The sequence below is a fragment of the Rhizobium pantanalense genome (assembly GCF_030182525.1).
GTDB lineage: Bacteria > Pseudomonadota > Alphaproteobacteria > Rhizobiales > Rhizobiaceae > Rhizobium.
Genome location: NZ_JAQJCH010000001.1, coordinates 331,340 through 350,117, shown reverse-complemented (window position 1 = coordinate 350,117; position 18,778 = coordinate 331,340). Strand labels below are relative to the sequence as shown.

General features: G+C 59.4%; 19 protein-coding genes and 1 tRNA gene. 6 read left to right on the top strand and 14 right to left on the bottom strand.

What is annotated here, in order from left to right; all coding sequences use genetic code 11:
- Positions 1-56 precede the first annotated feature (56 nt).
- Positions 57-266, top strand: a complete 210-nt coding sequence (locus PH558_RS01705; protein ID WP_174718628.1) for a DUF982 domain-containing protein — start codon at positions 57-59, stop codon at positions 264-266.
- Positions 267-387: 121 nt separating this feature from the next.
- On the top strand, positions 388-639 hold the full coding sequence (locus tag PH558_RS01700; RefSeq protein ID WP_069611806.1) for a DUF6074 family protein: 252 nt from the start codon (positions 388-390) through the stop codon (positions 637-639).
- Positions 640-742: 103 nt separating this feature from the next.
- Here PH558_RS01700 and PH558_RS01695 read toward each other — a convergent pair whose 3' ends face one another.
- Entirely contained in the window at positions 743-1,204 is a 462-nt protein-coding gene (locus PH558_RS01695; protein WP_285172883.1) for a hypothetical protein, read from the bottom strand.
- Positions 1,205-1,441: 237 nt separating this feature from the next.
- Between PH558_RS01695 and PH558_RS01690 the strand changes: the two genes are divergently transcribed.
- Together PH558_RS01690 and PH558_RS01685 are read left to right on the top strand one after the other, a co-directional pair.
- The gene (locus tag PH558_RS01690; RefSeq protein ID WP_285172884.1) at positions 1,442-1,696 is read left to right on the top strand and encodes a PilZ domain-containing protein; all 255 of its coding nucleotides are present in this window, start codon (positions 1,442-1,444) and stop codon (positions 1,694-1,696) included.
- A gap of 211 nt (positions 1,697-1,907) precedes the next feature.
- The gene (locus PH558_RS01685) at positions 1,908-2,117 is read left to right on the top strand and encodes a hypothetical protein (RefSeq protein ID WP_069611809.1); all 210 of its coding nucleotides are present in this window, start codon (positions 1,908-1,910) and stop codon (positions 2,115-2,117) included.
- Between the two features lie 96 nt (positions 2,118-2,213).
- Here the strand turns inward: PH558_RS01685 and PH558_RS01680 are convergent.
- The 8 genes from PH558_RS01680 to PH558_RS01645 all read right to left on the bottom strand — a co-directional run bounded on the left by PH558_RS01680 (position 2,214) and on the right by PH558_RS01645 (position 9,721).
- Positions 2,214-2,290: transfer RNA gene (locus PH558_RS01680), tRNA-Met, on the bottom strand.
- Positions 2,291-2,454: 164 nt separating this feature from the next.
- Positions 2,455-3,654, bottom strand: coding sequence for a tRNA 2-thiouridine(34) synthase MnmA (gene mnmA / locus PH558_RS01675; protein ID WP_285201884.1), 1,200 nt, complete (start codon positions 3,652-3,654; stop codon positions 2,455-2,457).
- 273 nt (positions 3,655-3,927) lie between these two features.
- Positions 3,928-4,596: a CDP-alcohol phosphatidyltransferase family protein gene (locus PH558_RS01670; protein ID WP_285201883.1), complete on the bottom strand. Its 669-nt coding sequence runs from the start codon at positions 4,594-4,596 to the stop codon at positions 3,928-3,930.
- A 13-nt stretch (positions 4,597-4,609) separates the two neighbouring features.
- Entirely contained in the window at positions 4,610-5,002 is a 393-nt protein-coding gene (locus PH558_RS01665; protein WP_285201882.1) for a hypothetical protein, read from the bottom strand.
- Positions 4,999-5,949 carry a phosphatidate cytidylyltransferase gene (locus tag PH558_RS01660; RefSeq protein WP_285201881.1) on the bottom strand — a complete coding sequence of 317 codons (951 nt, stop codon included), beginning with the start codon at positions 5,947-5,949 and terminating at the stop codon, positions 4,999-5,001. Before PH558_RS01660 ends, PH558_RS01665 begins: the two co-directional genes overlap by 4 nt.
- A gap of 2 nt (positions 5,950-5,951) precedes the next feature.
- The gene (locus tag PH558_RS01655; RefSeq protein ID WP_095436347.1) at positions 5,952-6,599 is read right to left on the bottom strand and encodes a lysophospholipid acyltransferase family protein; all 648 of its coding nucleotides are present in this window, start codon (positions 6,597-6,599) and stop codon (positions 5,952-5,954) included.
- A gap of 208 nt (positions 6,600-6,807) precedes the next feature.
- Positions 6,808-8,403 (bottom strand): phosphoglycerate dehydrogenase, encoded by a 1,596-nt coding sequence (gene serA, locus PH558_RS01650; RefSeq protein ID WP_095435701.1) that lies wholly within the window; start codon positions 8,401-8,403, stop codon positions 6,808-6,810.
- 139 nt (positions 8,404-8,542) lie between these two features.
- The gene (locus PH558_RS01645) at positions 8,543-9,721 is read right to left on the bottom strand and encodes a phosphoserine transaminase (RefSeq protein WP_285201880.1); all 1,179 of its coding nucleotides are present in this window, start codon (positions 9,719-9,721) and stop codon (positions 8,543-8,545) included.
- 267 nt (positions 9,722-9,988) lie between these two features.
- Between PH558_RS01645 and PH558_RS01640 the strand changes: the two genes are divergently transcribed.
- Positions 9,989-10,774, top strand: coding sequence for a glycosyltransferase family 25 protein (locus PH558_RS01640; protein WP_244575222.1), 786 nt, complete (start codon positions 9,989-9,991; stop codon positions 10,772-10,774).
- 10 nt (positions 10,775-10,784) lie between these two features.
- Here the strand turns inward: PH558_RS01640 and PH558_RS01635 are convergent, their stop codons facing one another.
- Both PH558_RS01635 and PH558_RS01630 read right to left on the bottom strand, forming a co-directional pair.
- Positions 10,785-11,600 (bottom strand): outer membrane protein, encoded by an 816-nt coding sequence (locus PH558_RS01635; protein ID WP_285201879.1) that lies wholly within the window; start codon positions 11,598-11,600, stop codon positions 10,785-10,787.
- A gap of 243 nt (positions 11,601-11,843) precedes the next feature.
- Entirely contained in the window at positions 11,844-12,695 is an 852-nt protein-coding gene (locus tag PH558_RS01630; RefSeq protein WP_095435705.1) for an outer membrane protein, read from the bottom strand.
- Between the two features lie 398 nt (positions 12,696-13,093).
- Between PH558_RS01630 and PH558_RS01625 the strand changes: the two genes are divergently transcribed.
- Positions 13,094-13,576 (top strand): SH3 domain-containing protein, encoded by a 483-nt coding sequence (locus tag PH558_RS01625; protein ID WP_244575223.1) that lies wholly within the window; start codon positions 13,094-13,096, stop codon positions 13,574-13,576.
- An 87-nt stretch (positions 13,577-13,663) separates the two neighbouring features.
- Here the strand turns inward: PH558_RS01625 and glmM are convergent, their stop codons facing one another.
- The 3 genes from glmM to tilS form a co-directional block, all read right to left on the bottom strand.
- On the bottom strand, positions 13,664-15,016 hold the full coding sequence (gene glmM, locus PH558_RS01620; RefSeq protein WP_095435707.1) for a phosphoglucosamine mutase: 1,353 nt from the start codon (positions 15,014-15,016) through the stop codon (positions 13,664-13,666).
- 373 nt (positions 15,017-15,389) lie between these two features.
- Positions 15,390-17,333: an ATP-dependent zinc metalloprotease FtsH gene (gene ftsH, locus PH558_RS01615; protein ID WP_069611821.1), complete on the bottom strand. Its 1,944-nt coding sequence runs from the start codon at positions 17,331-17,333 to the stop codon at positions 15,390-15,392.
- Between the two features lie 116 nt (positions 17,334-17,449).
- Positions 17,450-18,778, bottom strand: coding sequence for a tRNA lysidine(34) synthetase TilS (tilS, locus tag PH558_RS01610; RefSeq protein ID WP_285201878.1), 1,329 nt, complete (start codon positions 18,776-18,778; stop codon positions 17,450-17,452).

The window sequence follows — 18,778 nt, the reverse complement described above, 5'->3', positions numbered from 1 at the left end:
GGTAATGCGTTTTGAAACGAAACACTTTACGACCATTTCCAGCTGTCACGCTTGTCATGGGAGAGAACGGCGGAACCCGCCGCGTCAATTCGGTACATCAGGTTGCAGAGCTGCTGCTGGAACATTGGCCGGTGGCAAATGGGGAAGACTATGTCGCAGCGGTACGGATCTGCCTCGAAGCGATGCTTGGCGCCGTCCCTGCCGAAGCCGTGAGAGAGGCCTTGATCAAGGCTGCCCGAGAAGCAGGCATATCCGTAATGCAATGAAATTCCCCTCCCTTCCCGCCACAGGCGGGATCTCTCTGACATTATTCACTTTTTATGAACGAGTGCCGGCGATCTTGCCAACAGAGGCAGGCGATTCGCTCCTGCCGATGACGGAGAGAATATGTCGCTTCTACCATTCCCTGCCGACAGGCGTACCAGTGATGTCAGGCGGTGTGCCACAGCCCTTCAGCAGCTACATGGCGAGGCAGCAAACCGCTTCTGGCGCTCGGAAATGGCACTCTTTGCCAACGCCTTGCGCGAACAGGGAGTGGAAGACGGCGAAATCTCGCGGCAAGCCGGCCTCTTCATGCATGCGGTCCAGATGGAACTGCAGCTTGCCTATGCCGAAGAGGAACTGAACGCCTCGGCCTAACGGCGTTAGAACCCTCCGGTTCTCCTTGAATCGCGAGAACGCTCCATCCCTTTTTTTTTGCAGTTCCGGACGGAAAGCCGCTACGCAGTTTTCTTAGGATTGTTTATTTCGGCAATCTACAAAATGCGATGGATTTATCGCCGCTGGTCGGTGACTTGATCTGCACGGTCCATTCTCCTCCGGGAAAATGGAGCCCCTTCGACGAAGCCACGCCCGTGATCTGCGCGCAGGCCTTTCTGGCATCGGCACTCGGCAGATCTATGGTCGCCATGACGGCGTACCTTCGGCTGGAAACCTGGCACGGCGCGGTAAACAAGCCGGTATTGTCGATCATCTTGCAGACCCGGAACGCATTGCCCACGGCATCGTCTGCAGCCATCGCGGAATTGGCGATCACCAGCATGGTGGCCGCTGCCAAAAACAATCTCATTGAGAACCCCGATCCCCTATGGCAGCACGGTGCCAGAGCAGATTTCGTCTTGCAAGATATGTCGCGTGGATTTTCATGGCCATTTGAAAATACAACGCAATTGTCGGCGACTTGTTCGCCGGTGGCCACCTTCATCCGACTCTGCTGAGATATTCCGCTTGCGATCAAGCCGGAGAGATAGTTTTTCGAAGATATGGCAGTGCCGATGCTCCGGCCTGGGCCTGCCTCCGTCCAGCCGACATCTTGCGATACCCGCCACTCCCCTTCGCTGCCTCTGACAGACGGAAAGCGTTCAATTCGCCACTTCCCGTTAATATCTTCGATATTAGAACATGCCATATTAGTAAAAATAGGAACGCAGGAGTCAGCGCGATGACGGCATTCTCACCTGAAGGCCGGGTAACCACCCGAAAGCGAACGCTTCTCGGCGCGAAAATCATATTTAATGACGGCCACTCGGTCTTCGATTGCCTCATCCGAAATCTGTCCGATACCGGCGCCATGATTCAAATCGAAAACCCACTCGCCGCACCCAACGCCTTCAAACTGCAACTTTCGGATGAGAGACTGTTGGCCTGCGCGGTGCGCTGGCGAAAAATCAACAGCATGGGCGTCGAATTTATATGAGGCCGTCCCTCGCCGGCTAATGCCTAGGGCCGCCTTGCAACACATGGTACCGGAAGAGCTATCAGCCAAATCTGATCGATATGGAGTTGCCAACAATATCCCGGATCGCAGTTGCCGCCCTGCCGATCAGGTTCGCCCGGAACAAATAAGCCGCACCATGCATTCCCAAACATATGGCGCTCTGCCGAATGGGTTTGTGAAGGAGACGGCTATGAATCAAGACACTATCGATCGGCTCGATACCATCAGCCAGCAGCTTCATGATCGAGCTCTTGCTCTGGCCCAGTCGCAATCCCAGGAAGGCCAGGACCATGCTCTCATGATGTCGGCACTAGCAACCTTGGCAGCGGCAGTACGAACCTTAGATGATGACGTCGCTCGTCTCGATGGCCCCAAAGGAATCGGCGCGGCCGGTTCTTGAATTCGGCCCTTGCAAATGTAGAAGGGGTTTAGCTTCCGTGCCCCTAGCAAACGAGCACTCTTTTAGGCAACCGTGCAGAATTGTTGGAGGGACGTATGGTAGCGGAGGAGGGATTTGAACCCCCGACACAAGGATTATGATTCCTCTGCTCTGACCTACTGAGCTACTCCGCCACGCCGTGTTTGCTGTTTAGCAGCAAACACAAAGGTCAAACGAACCGCCTGCTCGAAAAGCGCTGGCTCGTCGGTTGAGCGGCTTATAAGGTGCGGTTCGGCTTGGTGTCAAGCGGATGATTTGGAAAAATCAGTGGTTTCTCCAAACCGATCTTATCTATCGTTCAAGCAGCGACCGGGCTTGCCAGCAGCGCCTTCAAGGAAGCTTCCGCCATCGGCTCACGCTCCGAGCGTTCGATGAAGCCGCCGCCGTAGACGCGCGCGTCGTCGCCGGGTGCTGAATAGAGCGCGCAAGCCTGGCCGGGAGCCACGCCGGCTTCGCCGACGGTAAGATCGACATAGATGCCACTGGCATCGGCATGCAGCACAGCCGGGGACGGTGCGCGGGTGGAGCGGACCTTGGCGAAACAGGCAAAGCCCTCGCTGGAAGCGGCCTGCTCCAGCGGTTCGTCGCCCAGCCAGTTGACATCCCGCAGATAGACGCGATGCGTTTCCAGCGCTTCCTTCGGGCCGACGATGACGCGGCGCGAGCGGGCGTCGAGATAGACGACGTAGAGCGGCTCGCCTGTGGCCACACCGATGCCGCGGCGCTGGCCGATCGTATAATGCAGGATGCCCTCGTGCTGCCCGAGCACGCGGCCGTCGAGGTGGACGATCTCGCCGGCAAGTGCCGCATTCGGCTTCAGCTTGGCGATGACATCGGAATATTTGCCCTGCGGCACGAAACAGATGTCCTGGCTATCGGCCTTCTTGGCGACGACAAGGCCCATTTCCTCGGCAAGCGCGCGGGTTTCGGCCTTTGGCATGCCGCCGAGCGGAAAGCGCAGATAATCGATCTGCTCCTGCGTCGTGGCAAAGAGGAAATAGCTCTGGTCGCGATCGGCATCGGCCGGGCGATAGAGAGCGCGGCGATGCGGATGCTCCGGCGATGGATTGGGGCGCGAGCGGATGTAATGGCCGGTTGCCAGCGCATCGGCGCCGAGTTCCTTGGCCGTCGCAAGCAGATCGGCGAACTTGACGGTCTGGTTGCAGGCAACGCAGGGGATCGGTGTTTCGCCGGCCACATAGCTTTCGGCGAAGGGATTGATCACCGTCTCGCGGAAGCGCTTTTCATAGTCGAGCACATAATGCGGGATGCCGAGCGTTTCGCAGACGCGGCGCGCATCGTCGATATCCTGGCCGGCGCAACAGGAGCCGGCGCGATGCACGGCCGCGCCATGGTCATAGAGCTGCAGCGTGATGCCGAGCACATCATAGCCCTGCCGCTTCAAAATGCCGGCAACGACGGAGCTGTCGACACCGCCCGACATGGCGACGACGACGCGGGTATCTTCCGGCCTCTTGTCAAAATCCAGTGTATTCACGGTCGTTGCCGCCAGTCTTGAACGATCTTCGGTGCTGTCTGTAGCGGGATGACCTTTCTTCGAAACATCGTCACGCTCTCGCGATTTCATTTTGCACGATCTGATCCAAAAACCGCTGCACACTTTTCGGGATCATGCTTCCTGCCGCCGGATGCCATGCAAAAGCGGCGAATTTTCATGCCGGAAATGAGCTGCACTCTTCGCAGCCCGCCTAATTCTGGAGGGATATAGAAAGGATCGCCATCCGGCGCAAGGGGGCGGCAAAAGTGCGGATCAGCCCTTTGCTCTCAAATGCCGGATCAGATTGCGGCTGCGCCTCAACGCCGTGACCGCCGAACCGACGGCAATGATCCAGAGCGCAACGGTGAAAACCCAGTTGCCGCCGGTCCATAGAGCCTCGACAATCGAAAGCAAAGCCGCTGCCGTAGTGACCGCCATGCGATGCTGTTTGGCCATCGGACCGCCGAAATCGCTGGGATTGCCGGTGGCACGGCCAAGCTCGCGCACATAGGCCGTCAGCACAGCAAAGCCGGCGGCGGCCCAACCGAGGCCTGGTACTCCGATGCCATAGCCGATACCGGCAAAGATGAGGATATCGGCGATGCGGTCCGGAAACTCGTTCCAGAACGGCCCGTCGGCCTCCCCCTTGCCGCCTTCGACTGCCACCATGCCATCAAGCAGGTTGCAGAGCAGGCGCAGCTGGCAGAACAAGGCGGCAAGGATCAGCAAGATCACCCGCGCCCCCACGCCGCCAGCGACGCCGGAGAGCCAGAACGAAGCCCCCGCCAGTGCTGCCATGACCATGCTTGCCTGCGAGATCTGGTTCGGCGTTACCGAAAGCGCTGTCATGCGCCGCGCCAGTGCCTGCGCCCATCGCGTGTTGCGGCTCGCTAGCGGCCGTCGATCACCGGTTCCCTTGCCTGCCTGGCCCTCGCCTGTCATGGCCCCTCACCTCTCATGATTTCGCAGCCTTGGCTGAAATCGAATAATTGTAGATCGCCGCATAGCTGGAGGAGACCAGCAACGGCACGGCAATGGTCTTCAGGATTTCCGGTGTGCCGCTCAGCGCGTGGATGACGACCAGGATCGTTGCCGAGCCCAGGCACGCGATCAGCGGCGGCGCCCAAAGGCGCGTAGAGCCGCCGAACCGCCGCGACAAAGCTTCGACCACGGATTTCAGGAACAATGTCAGGCAGCCCGAAAGCACGCCCTGCACGAAGCCCGCGGCCAGTGGCCTCGGCATCGGGTACATGCGGTTGGCGAAGACAGCCCAGCCGCCCATCGCGAGGAAGGCGAAAAGCACATGCACGATGCTGCTGCCGGCAAGCGCTTTCAGCTTCCCGCTCATGACAGCGACCACCAGTAGCGCACGAGATGGAAGAAGATCGGCGCGGAGAAGACGACCGAGTCCAACCGGTCGATCAGCCCACCATGCCCTTCGATCAGATGCCCCCAATCCTTGACGCCGCGATCCCGTTTGATCGCCGACATCACGAGGCCACCGAAGAAGCCCATGATGGTGATGATGAAGGCGAGCAGCCCGGCCTGCAGCGGCGTGAACGGCGTCACCCACCAGAGCGCCGCGCCGATCAAGGAGGCGCTGATGACACCGCCCACGAAGCCTTCCACCGTCTTCGATGGAGACAGCCGTGGCGCGATCTTCGTTTTCCCGAACAACTTGCCCCAGACATATTGCAGGACGTCGCTGAGCTGCACGACGATCACCAGGAAGGCGATCAGCAGCACGTTGCGGCCCTCGTAGCCGGGAATATGCAGCGTCAGCAGCGCCGGCACATGCGAGGCGCAGAAGACGCAGATCATCAGCGCCCATTGCACTTCGGCGATGCGCACCAGAAACCGCTCGGTATCGCCGCGCAGCACCGCGATGATCGGCATCAAGAGGAAGGCGTAGACGGGAATGAAGATCGAATAGATGCCGTATTGCTCGGCCCAGAGCAGGTAATATTGCACCGGCAGGGCGACGAAGAAGGCAGCGGCAAGCGCCCAATGATCCGCCCGCTTCGTGTTGATCAGCGTCACGAATTCGCGCAGTGCCGCAAAAGAGCAGAAGGCGAACAGCAGGATGACGCCGGCACGCCCGGCAATGAAGGCGATGCCGATCAGCACCACCATCACCCACCAGGCCTTGATGCGCGCATTCAGGTTTTCGATCGCCGCATTCGATCCGTCGGGCGACAGACGCTGTTCCAGCACGTAGCCGATGACCGAGGCGACGATCAGGACGCCGAAAATGCCAAGAACGAGATGGATCAGATCGGCACTTGCCGCACCCATGCTTAGTCTCCCGCCCGCTTGGGCGCCAACGCTAGCAAGGCCGCTTCGGCTCTTGCCAGGAACTCCGCCTTTTCCTCGGTCTCGCCGATATGCAGCGCCTCACCGAAGGTGACCGTGCAGATCAGCGGAATGGGCACGAACTCACCCTTGGGCATGACGCGATTGAGGTTATCGATCCAGACGGGAATGAGATCGATATCCGGCCGGGCCTGAGCAAGATGGAAAAGCCCGCTCTTGAAGGGCTGCAGCGGCTGATCGGTGAGATTGCGCGTGCCCTCTGGAAACAGGATCAGTGAAGAGCCTGCATCGAGCGCCTGCGTCATCTGGGTGACCGGATCTTCCTTGCGTGCCTCGCGATCCCGCTCGATCAGCACCGCATTGAAGACATCCCGACCGATGAAGCTGTTCAGCGGGGATTTCAGCCAATAATCCGCGCCTGCCACCGGGCGCACGCGTCGGCGCAATCGCGGCGGCAGGACGGTCCAGATCAGGATGAAATCACCATGGCTGGAATGATTGGCAAAATAGACGCAGCGGCGGGTTTGCATGCCACTCTCGGGCCAGATCGCCCGAACGGCGGTGATGGCCCGCGCAAACAGAACGATCGCCACCGAGACCGGCTTCGCCAGCCATTCGATCGGCGTACCCATTCCTTCCCCAAGGATGTTTTTCCGCAAAGCCTCCATGACATAGAGATATGCGCGTTTCCTCGCCCCCGATAGCCTGCACGCCGGGCTTATCCACAACCCTCACAACCATGAAAAAAGCCCAGCGCAACTCATGTCGCGCCGGGCTTTCGGATTGGCTCTTGGGAGGAGCAAACTCTGTGGCTGCCGCCCTTCTTCAGGGTGAGCAGGCTCAATCGACGTTGAACACCAGCGGCTTTGCCTGACGGATCGCCTGATGCGCCGTCAGCTTGCCGAGCACCTCATCGCTGATCGGCCCGTCGACATAGAGAAGCGCGATGGCATCACCGCCCTGCTTGTCGCGGCCGAGCTGGAAGTTGGCGATATTGACGCCGGCAGAGCCTAACGTCGTGCCGATGAAGCCGATCATGCCGGGAACGTCGGTATTGGCGATATAGACCATGTGGTTGCCGACATCGGCATCGAGGTTGATGCCCTTGATCTGGATGAAGCGCGGCTTGCCGTCCGAGAAGACGGTGCCGGCGACGGAACGCGTCATGCTGTCGGTGGTAACCGTCAGCTTGATGTAGCCGTCATAGACGCCGGTCTTGTCGCGCTTGACTTCTGCAAGCACGATACCCTTTTCCTTGATCATGATCGGGGCCGAAACCATGTTGACGTCAGCAACCTGATTGCGGATCAGGCCGGCGAGCAGCGCGCTGGTCAGGGCCTTGGTGTTCATGTTGGCCGTGACGCCATCGTAGAGGATCTCGATTTCCTTGATCGGATCGTCCGTGACCTGACCGACAAAGGCGCCGAGAACATCGGCAAGCTTGATGAACGGCTTCAGGATCGGTGCTTCTTCAGCGGTGATCGAGGGCATGTTGATGGCGTTCGAGACGGCGCCCTTGACGAGATAGTCCGCCATCTGCTCGGCGACCTGAAGAGCGACGTTTTCCTGCGCTTCCGTCGTGGAGGCACCGAGATGCGGCGTGCAGACGACGTTCGGCAGACCGAAGAGCGGGCTTTCCTTGGCAGGCTCGACTTCGAACACGTCGAAGGCCGCACCGGCGACGTGGCCTGCTTTGATGGCGGCAGCAAGGGCTGCCTCATCGACGAGACCCCCGCGGGCGCAGTTGATGATGCGCACGCCCTGCTTCATCTTGGCGATCGCAGAGGCGTCGATGATGTTGCGGGTCTTGTCGGTCAGCGGCACATGCAGCGTGATGAAGTCGGCGCCGGCGAAGAGTTCATCGAGCTCGACCTTGGTAACGCCCATTTCCTCGGCGCGCTCCTTCGACAGGAAGGGGTCGTAGGCCAGGACATGCATCTTCAGACCAAGAGCGCGGGCAATCACGATGGAACCGATATTGCCGGCGCCGATGATGCCGAGCGTCTTGCCGGTGATTTCGACACCCATGAACTTCGACTTTTCCCACTTGCCGGCCTGGGTCGAGGCATCGGCAGCCGGAAGCTGGCGGGCAACGGCAAACATCAGCGCAATGGCGTGTTCGGCGGTCGTGATCGAATTGCCGAACGGCGTGTTCATGACGATGATACCGCGGCGCGAGGCGGCCGGAATATCGACATTGTCAACGCCGATGCCGGCGCGGCCGACGACCTTGAGGTTCTTCGCCGCTTCGATGATCTTCTCCGTCACCTTGGTGGCGGAACGGATGGCAAGACCATCGTAATTGCCGATGATTTCGAACAGCCGGTCCTTGTCCTTACCAAGCTGCGGCTGGAAATCGACTTCGACGCCGCGATCGCGGAAGATCTGAACGGCGGTTTCCGACAATTCGTCGGATACGAGAACGCGAGGTGCCATGGAGGCCTCCTGAAAAGTCAGCTAAGACGAGCAATCCCACGAAATGCGAACGGCTTTCCGGTCGGAATTGCATGAAAACAATGAGAATTCGGAATGCTCGGCTCCGCCTGTCGGGGCGGAGCCATAAACGCTTCAAACCTCAGGCAGCAGCCTGAGAGAGCGTCGCCTTCTGCGTTTCGAAAGCCCAGGCGAGCCAGGGCATCAGCTTCTGCATGTCGGAAGCTTCGATCGTTGCACCGGCCCAGATGCGCAGGCCCGACGGCGCGTCGCGATAATGGCCGACGTCATAGGCGACGCCTTCCTTCTCAAGGAGCGCAACCAGGCCCTTGGCGAAATTCGCCTGGCCATCGGCATCTAGAGCGACGACATCCTTATCGACGATCTTCAGGCAGACTGACGTGTTGGACGCCGTCTCGGCCTTGACGGCGAGATTGGCGATCCAGTCGTTGGCGGCAACGAAATCGTGAATGACCTTGGCATTGGTATCGGCGCGGCCGATCAGTGCCTTGAGCCCGCCGAGGTCCTTGGCCCAGAGGAGAGCATCGATATAGTCTTCGACACAAAGCATCGAAGGCGTATTGATCGTCTCGCCGGTGAAGATGCCTTCGATCAGCTTGCCGCCGCTGGTCATGCGGAAGATCTTCGGCAGCGGCCAGGCCGGCTGATAGGTCGTGAGGCGCTCGACGGCGCGCGGCGACAGGATGATGACGCCATGTGCACCTTCGCCGCCCAGAACCTTCTGCCAGGAGAAGGTGACGACATCGAGCTTGGCAAAATCGAGGTTCTGAGCGAAGGCTGCCGAGGTGGCGTCGCAGATCGTCAGGCCCTTGCGGTCGGCCGGGATGAAATCAGCGTTCGGAACGCGCACACCGGAGGTGGTGCCGTTCCAGGTGAAGACCACGTCGCGGTCGAAATCGACAGCGGAAAGATCTGACAGCTCGCCGTAACCGGCTTCAAGCTTGCGAACGTCCTTGAGCTTCAGCTGCTTGACGACGTCGGTAACCCAGCCGGCACCGAAGCTTTCCCAAGCGAGCATGTCGACACCGCGTTCGCCGAGCAGCGACCAAAGCGCCATTTCGACGGCGCCGGTATCGGAAGCGGGAACGATGCCGATGCGGTAATCCGCCGGCACTTCCAGAATTTCGCGAGTTAGATCAATGGCCTGCTTCAGCTTTGCCTTGCCGACTTTCGCACGGTGCGAACGGCCAAGAGCCGCATCGGAAAGAGCGTTAAGCGTCCAACCGGGACGCTTCGAGCATGGACCAGAAGAGAAATGGGTATTATTCGGACGGATGTCCGGCTTGGCGAGCTTAGTCATAATGCTATCCTCTCAGATAGAAAGCCCTTCGTTGGGGAAGGGTGTCCCGCCGCCGGATATATTGGAAGCCGCCCGCAAGCGCAATAGCAAAAATTATGGATGGCACTCCCTCACGAAGTCGTGCAGAAAGTGTGATGACATGCAAGTTACGCGCAATGGAAATAAGCCAAATTTGGTTCCATAAAAGCTGGATTCCGTGCAGACGCGCAATCATATAAGACGGTGCGCGCGCCGATTTTGCGCAGACAGAAATAACAAGTGTGCCCGATGTCTCTAACTGCACTCGCCGAAAACCCTTTGATGCCCGTACAGGCCATGCCGGTCTATTTGATCAATATCGATCGCGCGGCAGAGCGGCTGGCGGAGATCCAGCGTCAAAGCGATGAATTCGGCTTCCGATTCGAACGCATCGATGGCGTCGATGGCGCGCTCGTCCCGCGCGAGCAATGGATCGATGTCGACCATGTTCGTTTCCAGCGCCGACATGGCCGGACCATTCTGCCCGGCGAATACGGCTGCTACCGCAGCCACTTGACGGCACTGCGCCAGTTTCTGGCAAACGGCGGTGAAATAGCCATCATCATCGAAGATGATGTCGCCTTGGATGCCGAGTTTCTGGCACGTGCCGCGGCGGCCAGGGAAGCCGCGCCAGCCGCCGATCTCATCAAGCTTGTCAATCACCGTTGGAACGGCTTTCGCGCCATGGCGCGCAGCCTCAAGGGAGATATCGTCGGGCGTTGCCTGTTCGGTCCACAGGGTTCCACCGCCTGCTATCTCGTCACGCGCCGCGGCGCCGAGAAGATCGTGAAATCGCTCTCCGTTATGTCGCTGCCCTGGGATGTGGCCGTCGAGCGCGGCTGGGACATGCATATATCCATCGTCAGCACGCGCGCGAATATTGCCGGTTTCAGCCGGCTGCAGAGAACGACCATGATCGGCTGGCGCCGCGATTATCGAGCAGCCAAATCTTCTGCCCTGCGGCGTTTTCCAGCGCACATTTTTCGAACCTTGGATTTCTTTCGCCGCATCGCCTATGTGCTGACGACGCCATAGGCGACAAGCCTCACCAAGTGGTGATCCGCAGGCCGACACGAATTTCGTGACGCGACAATGCCCCGTCGCGGCCTGTGGTGGCGCTGGCCGCAGAATCGCCAAACACGTCGCCGCCGGCGATATGGGAGAAACGATAGCCGAGATCGACCTTGACGTTCGGCGCGACTTCATAGGCGACACCCGCCATCAAGGCATAGGACATGCGCCAGTCACTTTCGCCAGGATATCGAGCACTGACCGACGCAGCGCCACCGCAACCCGATGCGCCGTCAAGACAGGAGCCGGTGACATTGACGCTGTTCCAGGAAACCCGCGTGGCGCCAAGACCGGCGCCGACATAGGGCGTGAAACCCGCAAGCGTCCCGAGATCGACATAGCCGTTGACCATGAGGCTGCCAGCCCTGAAGGAGGAACGGGCCTTCGTGGAGCATCCCGTGCCGCCGACCCCGCCGGAACAAGGCGAATCGCTCGAAAGGCGGCCATTGAAATCGCCGCTGAAGAAATCGCCAGACACGTCGGCGCGAAACAGATCGTTGAATTGATAACCGATACCGAGGCCGCCGGAAAAATCACCGCCGAACCGGGTCGAATCAAAGCTGCTCGAACTGTAATCGCCACCCGCAGGATCATAGGCACGAAGTCTCGTATCCGTGCGGCTGGCGTTGACCGCATAGCCCACATCGCCGCGCACATACCATCCCCTGGCATCCTTGACGCTGACCTCCGGCATCTTGATTTCCGGCGGTGCTGCATCGGCCGCAAAGGCAATACCCGCCGATGCGCCTGCCATCGCTGCGGCCAGCGCCAAAGCGTCAAAACGGATCATTACCCCTCGCCTTCCATCCTCGGGCCGACGCCCGCGCGTCGAATCGGCTGGCCTGTGCTTCCTAGCGATAACCTCAAAAGAGGATCCGATGCAGGAAGGCGGCCATTCTTATTTCATTAACCATAGGGAATTCATGGTTAATGAAGCTTTAAAACAGCGCGGAATTACTTAACGGAATGGGAAAAAGAAAAAGCCGCCCGGATGAAACCAGGCGGCTTTTCAATAACGTGGAATGGATATTGCTTACTTGTAAACCGATGGCTGGACCGGGATATCGGCCGGCGGCATGTAGCTTGCGGTCTGGCAGCCGCCGAAGGTATAGCGCGCACCGATGCGGGCTTCGTGCAGGTTCAGACCCTTGTCGTAGCCAGGACCGCCATTCTCGTTGTAACCGAACATGTCGCCGCCCTGAACGTGACGGTAGCGATAGCCAACATCGGCCTTGAGATTGCAGCTCAGGTCGATGGATGTACCGGCCATCAGCGCATAGGTGAAGCGCCAGCTGCCGCGGCCGTTATGCGTGACCGACCCGTCGCAGGAATCCGGGTTGGCGTCCGAGCAGGACGTGTTCTTCAGATTGCTCCACTTGACATAGGTGCCGCCGAGACCGCCACCGACATAGGGGGTGAAGATGCCATATGTGCCGAGATCGACATAAGCGTTGGCAAGCAAGCTATAGGCCGTGAGCGAAGCGAGATCGCGAGAGGTCGCCGCAGTCGGAGTAAAGCCCGGGCCGCAGGCACCGCAATCGCCCTTCGTGGAGCCCTTAAAATCGGACTTGAAGAGATAGTCGAGCGTCAAGTCCGTGCGCAGGTAGTTGTTGATCTGGTAACCGACACCGCCGCCGAGCGTGACATTGCCGTCCAGCTTCGCACGATCGAAATCGACAAGGCTGGAATTGGAGCCCTGGAAGTAGTTGGCACCGCGCAGGTTCGTGAAGGCATAGCCGACATCGCCGCGCAGATACCAGCCGCTGGATTGGGCGACGGTCACTTCCGGCGCCGGCTGAACCGGTTCGGGTGTATAGAGATCAGCAGAAAAGGCCGACGTGCCAACAAGCAAAGTGGCAAGTGCCCCCATCAGGGTTTTCATCATGGCTTTGGCTCCAAATTTCTTGCCCTTGGCACAGCAAATGCTTGCCAATTGAAAAGACATGACAGGGATAATGATGAAAAGGAGTTAAAACCTGATTAACTACGAATATTTACCCTGTTTATTCAGGAATTATACTTTATTTTATATATTAGAGGATGTTGATTTTTAAATAAAGAGAATGGGATACGACTACCCACTTCCTCTATTTCCGTACGTAGCGCTGTGTCTGGGCACAAACCGAGGCCCGGTCTCGCTAAACCAATTGGCAAGAATCGAACCATTACAGTGCTTCGGCCGGGAGATAACTCAGGAGGAAGTCGCTGACTTACCGTGGAACAATATGGGCCAGCCTGGGCCTTGCTCTTATCTTCTTGAGCTCCGTCTCATCGGCAGATGCGATGCCGGTCAAGCCGGCAGCAGCCGCGGCCACTGCTTGGAACAAGGGGCGCGAGACGGGCTTGCCGATCCCGCGCTACGTTTCGCTCCGAGCTCATAAGGCGCGCATGCGCGTCGGGCCCTCGACGATCTATGCCACGAAATGGATCTATATGAAGCCGGGTCTTCCCTTGGAAATCATTGATGAATACGGCCATTGGCGACAGGTCCGCGATGATACCGGAGTGACCGGCTGGATGCATACAGCCCTGCTCTCCGGAGCACGGACGGCCGTAGTCGCTCCATGGCTGACGAAGAATGCCATGCTGCGCACTGATCCGAATCCCGCCGCAAAGGCAATCGCGGAGCTGCAGCCGCGCGTACTGGTCTCGCTGCAATCCTGCACCGGAACCTGGTGCCGTGTTTCGGTCCGGGAGCATTCCGCCAGAGGCTATATCAGGCAGGACAAGCTTTGGGGCGCCTATCCCGGAGAAATGTTCCAGTAGACTGACCATCATGCCGAAACTGAAAATACTATGGCCGCCTCGACGAGGCGGCCATAGTATTATTCGGGAATTACTTCTTTCGTTTGCTCAGGCGGCCGAGCGCACACTCGAGATCACGTCGATCAGTCCGCCGACGATGCGTTCGATCTGGCCGCGATCGTCGCCTTCCGCCATGACACGGATCAGGGGCTCGGTGCCGGAAGGGCGGATCACCAGACGGCCGTTGCGGGAAAGCTCGCTTTCCGCATCGGCGATTGCCTGGCGCACCTGAATGTCCTCCAGTGGCTTGCCGCCGGAAATACGGACGTTGCGCAGCAGCTGCGGTACCGGTTCGAAACGGCGACAGACTTCACTGACCGGCTTGCTCGTGCGCTTCACCGCAGCAAGGATCTGCAGCGCAGCCACGAGGCCGTCGCCTGTCGTGCCATAGTCGGACAATACGATGTGGCCGGACTGCTCGCCGCCGACATTGTAATTGTGCTGGCGCATATGCTCGACGACATAGCGGTCGCCGACGGCCGTGCGCGCAAGCGACATGCCACGATCGTCCAGGAAGCGCTCGAGGCCGAGATTGGACATCACGGTTGCGACAATACCATTACCGCGCAGCGTCTGGCTCTCGGCCCAGCTTTCGGCAATGACGGCCATCAGCTGGTCACCATCGATGATCGTGCCGTTTTCATCGACGATGATGACACGGTCGGCATCCCCATCCAGCGCGATACCGATATCGGCGCGGACTTCATCCACCTTTTTCTGCAAGGCGACGGGGCTGGTGGAGCCGCAATTCAGATTGATATTCGTGCCGTTCGGCTCATTGCCGATGGTGACGACGTCGGCGCCAAGCTCCCAAAGAGCGGCCGGGGCCACCTTGTAGGCAGCGCCATTGGCGCAGTCGATTGCGATCCGCAGCCCCTGCAGCGTCACATCGCGCGGCAGGGTGCGCTTGGCATGTTCGATATAGCGGTCATGCACACCATCGATACGCTTGGCGCGGCCGATATTCTCCGACTTGGCAAGATGCTCCGACATGTCCTTGTCGAGCATCTCCTCGATTCTCATTTCCAGATCATCGGAGAGCTTGTAGCCATCCGGCCCGAAAAGCTTGATGCCGTTATCCTCGTAGGGATTATGCGAGGCAGAGATCATCACGCCGATATCGGCGCGCAGCGAGCGCGTCAGCATGGCGACCGCGGGTGTCGGGATAGGGCCGAGAACGAAGGCATCGACACCGGCCGCGGTAAATCCCGCCACCATGGCGTTTTCCAGCATATAGCCGGAAAGGCGCGTGTCCTTGCCGATAACGACGCGATGGCGATGGCTGCCTCGATGGAAGATCGTGCCGGCAGCGATACCTACGCGCATGGCAAGATCCGGCGTCATCGGATAGATATTGGATTGACCGCGAATTCCGTCAGTTCCGAAATAACGACGTTTCATATGCACTCCTGTCGTTGCCGCGTCCTCACCGGGACTGCAGCGGCATCGATATCGCCGCCCCAAAGCAAGCGACACTGCAAACATCGATGCTTGTGGCTCATGCCACAGATTGTAAAATTCGGCACTTAAATTACCGAGAACGCCTATTACAACGCGTTACCATTAATAAGCACTAAAAAACTGTACCAGGTCGAGACCGACAATAGTCCAATTCACAGCCTACTGCCTCCGCATTACTTTGCCCCACCCGCCAGTTGCCACAAAGGCTGATCAACCTCGGAAGCGTTACGCCCTTCTGCCCTCTCCTAAACAAAAGGCCAGTCACCTGAAACAGGTGGCTGGCCTCTCAACCGAGATTGAACGCCTCGCGCCCTTAGCGCGGTTGTGGTTCGAAACCGCCTTCGGGTTCATCGCCCTTGGCACCGAGTGAACCGTCCTTCTTGGCGCCGGTCTTCGGTACGGCCGAACCACGGCTCGGCGGCGTATCGTCACCGAGGTCGCGCGCCGGCTTTTCGCCGCGGATCAGCGCCTTGATTTCCTCGCCCGTCAACGTCTCGTATTCGAGCAGGCCTTCCGCCAGTGCGACGAACTCATCGTGCTTGGAGGTGAGGATATCCTTGGCCTGCTGATAGGCTTGGTCGATCAGACGGCGAACCTCGTTGTCGATCTTCTGAGCCGTTGCTTCCGAAACGTTCTTGGATTGCGAAACGGAGTGGCCGAGGAAAACTTCCTGCTGGTTCTCGCCATAGGCGACCTGGCCGAGCTCGTCGGAGAAACCCCACTGCGTGACCATAGCACGGGCAAGCTTGGTCGCCTGCTCGATATCGGAGGATGCGCCGGAGGTGATGTTCTCCTTGCCGAAGGTCAGTTCCTCGGCAACGCGGCCGCCCATCATGATGCAGAGGCGTGATACCATCCACTTGTAGCTCATCGAGTAGCGATCGCCCTCGGGGAGCTGCATGACCATGCCAAGCGCACGGCCGCGCGGAATGATCGTCGCCTTATGCAGCGGATCTGCGACAGCGACATTGAGCGCCGTGATCGCGTGACCGGCTTCGTGATAGGCGGTGAGCTTCTTTTCCGCCTCGGTCATAGCCGAAGAGCGGCGCTCGGCGCCCATCATGATCTTGTCCTTCGCGTCTTCGAATTCCTGCATCGTCACCAGTCGCTTATTGCGGCGGGCGGCCATCAGGGCGGCTTCGTTGACAAGGTTCATAAGATCGGCACCGGAGAAACCGGGCGTACCGCGGGCAAGCGTCTTCAGATCGACATTGGGAGCCAGCGGCACGTTGCGGGCATGAACCTTGAGGATGCGCTCGCGGCCGACGATATCCGGGTTCGGAACTACGACTTGACGGTCGAAACGGCCCGGACGCAGCAGCGCGGGGTCGAGAACGTCGGGCCGGTTAGTCGCGGCGATCAGGATGATGCCTTCATTGGCTTCGAAGCCGTCCATCTCGACTAGCAGCTGGTTTAGCGTCTGTTCGCGCTCGTCGTTACCGCCGCCGAGACCGGCGCCACGATGACGGCCGACGGCATCGATTTCGTCGATGAAGATGATGCAAGGCGCATTCTTCTTCGCCTGCTCGAACATATCACGGACACGACTTGCACCGACGCCGACGAACATCTCGACGAAATCGGAACCGGAAATGGTGAAGAACGGCACGTTGGCTTCGCCCGCAATGGCGCGGGCGAGCAGCGTCTTACCGGTACCGGGAGGTCCGACGAGCAGAACGCCGCGTGGGATACGACCGCCGAGACGCTGGAACTTCTGCGGATCGCGTAGGAATTCGACAATTTCTTCCAGGTCCTGCTTGGCTTCGTCGACACCGGCGACGTCATCGAAGGTGACGCGGCCATGCGCCTCCGTCAGAAGCTTTGCCTTCGACTTGCCGAAGCCCATGGCCCCGCGCGAGCCACCCTGCATCTGCCGCATGAAGAACAGCCAGACACCGAGGATCAGGAGCATCGGCAACAGCGTGCCGAGATAGCTCAGGAAGCTCGAGGAGCCATCCGATTCCGGGCGGCCGACGATGTTGACGTTCTTGCTTTGCAGGCGTTCAAGCAGGCTGTCATCCACGACCGGAGCATAGGTCTGGAAGGGCGTGCCGTTTTCGACATAGCTGCCGACGACGCGGTTGCCCGTGACGGTCACGTCACGAACGCGGCCGGAATCAACTTCCCGGAGGAACTGCGAATACGGTATTTCCCTGGAGCCTGTTTGTGCCGGCGCGTTCTGAAACATGCTGAACAGGGCAATCAACAGCAGAGCTATGATTGCCCACAGAGCGAAATTACGAAAATTAGGGTTCATCGAACTCCCCAGCACTGAAACTTCCGCCGCTTAAGCGACGGCATTACTTGATCCCTAACATAGGGTTGCGCCAAGCCCTTGCCAAGGCAAACCGCATCGCCGCATGCTTTTTCCGTCTATAGGACCGAAAGCGGCAGCCGCATATAGGCTTCGCGGCCAAAAGCTGCAGAAAGGCGATTGGCGAATGTGAGGTCAAATCGTGTCAAAAAGCGGTCGAAGGGCGCAAGATATGGCGCAACCGTCACCGCTGCCGCCGCCTTTGCCTCCCCTTCCGTCGCCGCAAGCGGCATCGCCGCCCGGGCGCGCAGCACCACGCCCTTCGGCATAGTCGCCGGAAAAATTGTCATATTTTCCGTGCCTGCAGCGATGACGCGAACCGGGGCCTTGCCCAAATTGCTGATCTCGAAACGACCGTCCCAAATGCCTTTCGCCCCCGGCAACAGCTTCAGTGGCGCGATATTGCGGCTTTCCCGCATAAGATAGAGTCCGTCGCGCCTGAGGTCGAAGACCACGCCGCCGGCCGTACGTCGACCGGGGCTGGCACCGTTCACAAATTCGAGAACGCGCTCCATTTGCACATGTCCAGGCCCATACGCCTTGCCGCCGAAGACGGCCGCAAGATAGGAAAGCGCATAAGCGACAGCAGCCCGATCTGCCGAAAGTCCGGCTCGATCGACGACACAAAACGCCTGTGCGTGAATTGTGACCCAATCATCGAGCCATGCAGCCGCTCTCTCTGAAAGAGCTGCGCGATCGGCGCCGCCATCCGCAGGCACACCCGCCATCGGCTCCGCTTGGAGATCTCTGCGCGTGCGCACACGCTCGTATTTTATATCCTCATTGCTCGGGTCGTCGAACCAGGATACGCCATGCGTCTTGAGAAAGCTCCTGATATCCGCCCGCCGACAGGCGAGAAACGGCCTGACGATCCAGATGCGCCGATCGAACAAGACCGCATCGGCAATGCCTGTGCCATGACCGCCCTGCCCGCGGCGCGCGCTGCGCATGGCCATCGTCTCGCGCTGATCATCAAGCGTATGGGCTGTTACGGTCACATCGGCCGAAACATCGGAGGCCAGGTCTGCGAGCAATCCGTAGCGCGCTTCGCGCGCAGCCGCCATGATGCCGGTCTCGGGCTTTTCCCCCTCCCAGCGGCGGACGAAATGCGAAATACCGCGCGAAGCACAGAATGCCGCGACCTCGCGCGCCTCATCGGCTGCTGCGGCGCGCAGACCATGATCGATGGTCGCAGCGCTCAGAGTAATATCTTTGTGAGGATGAGATTTCAGCCGCTCGGCAAGGGCAATCAGAAGCCCGGTAGAATCACTGCCGCCGGAAACGGCGACCAGAACATGAGCAGGCTTCGAAAGAGAATGAAGAAATTCCGTCGCGGCGGCTTCGGGCATCAGCACTGTGGCACCGCCGGTCACAGCGTCAATGGGCAT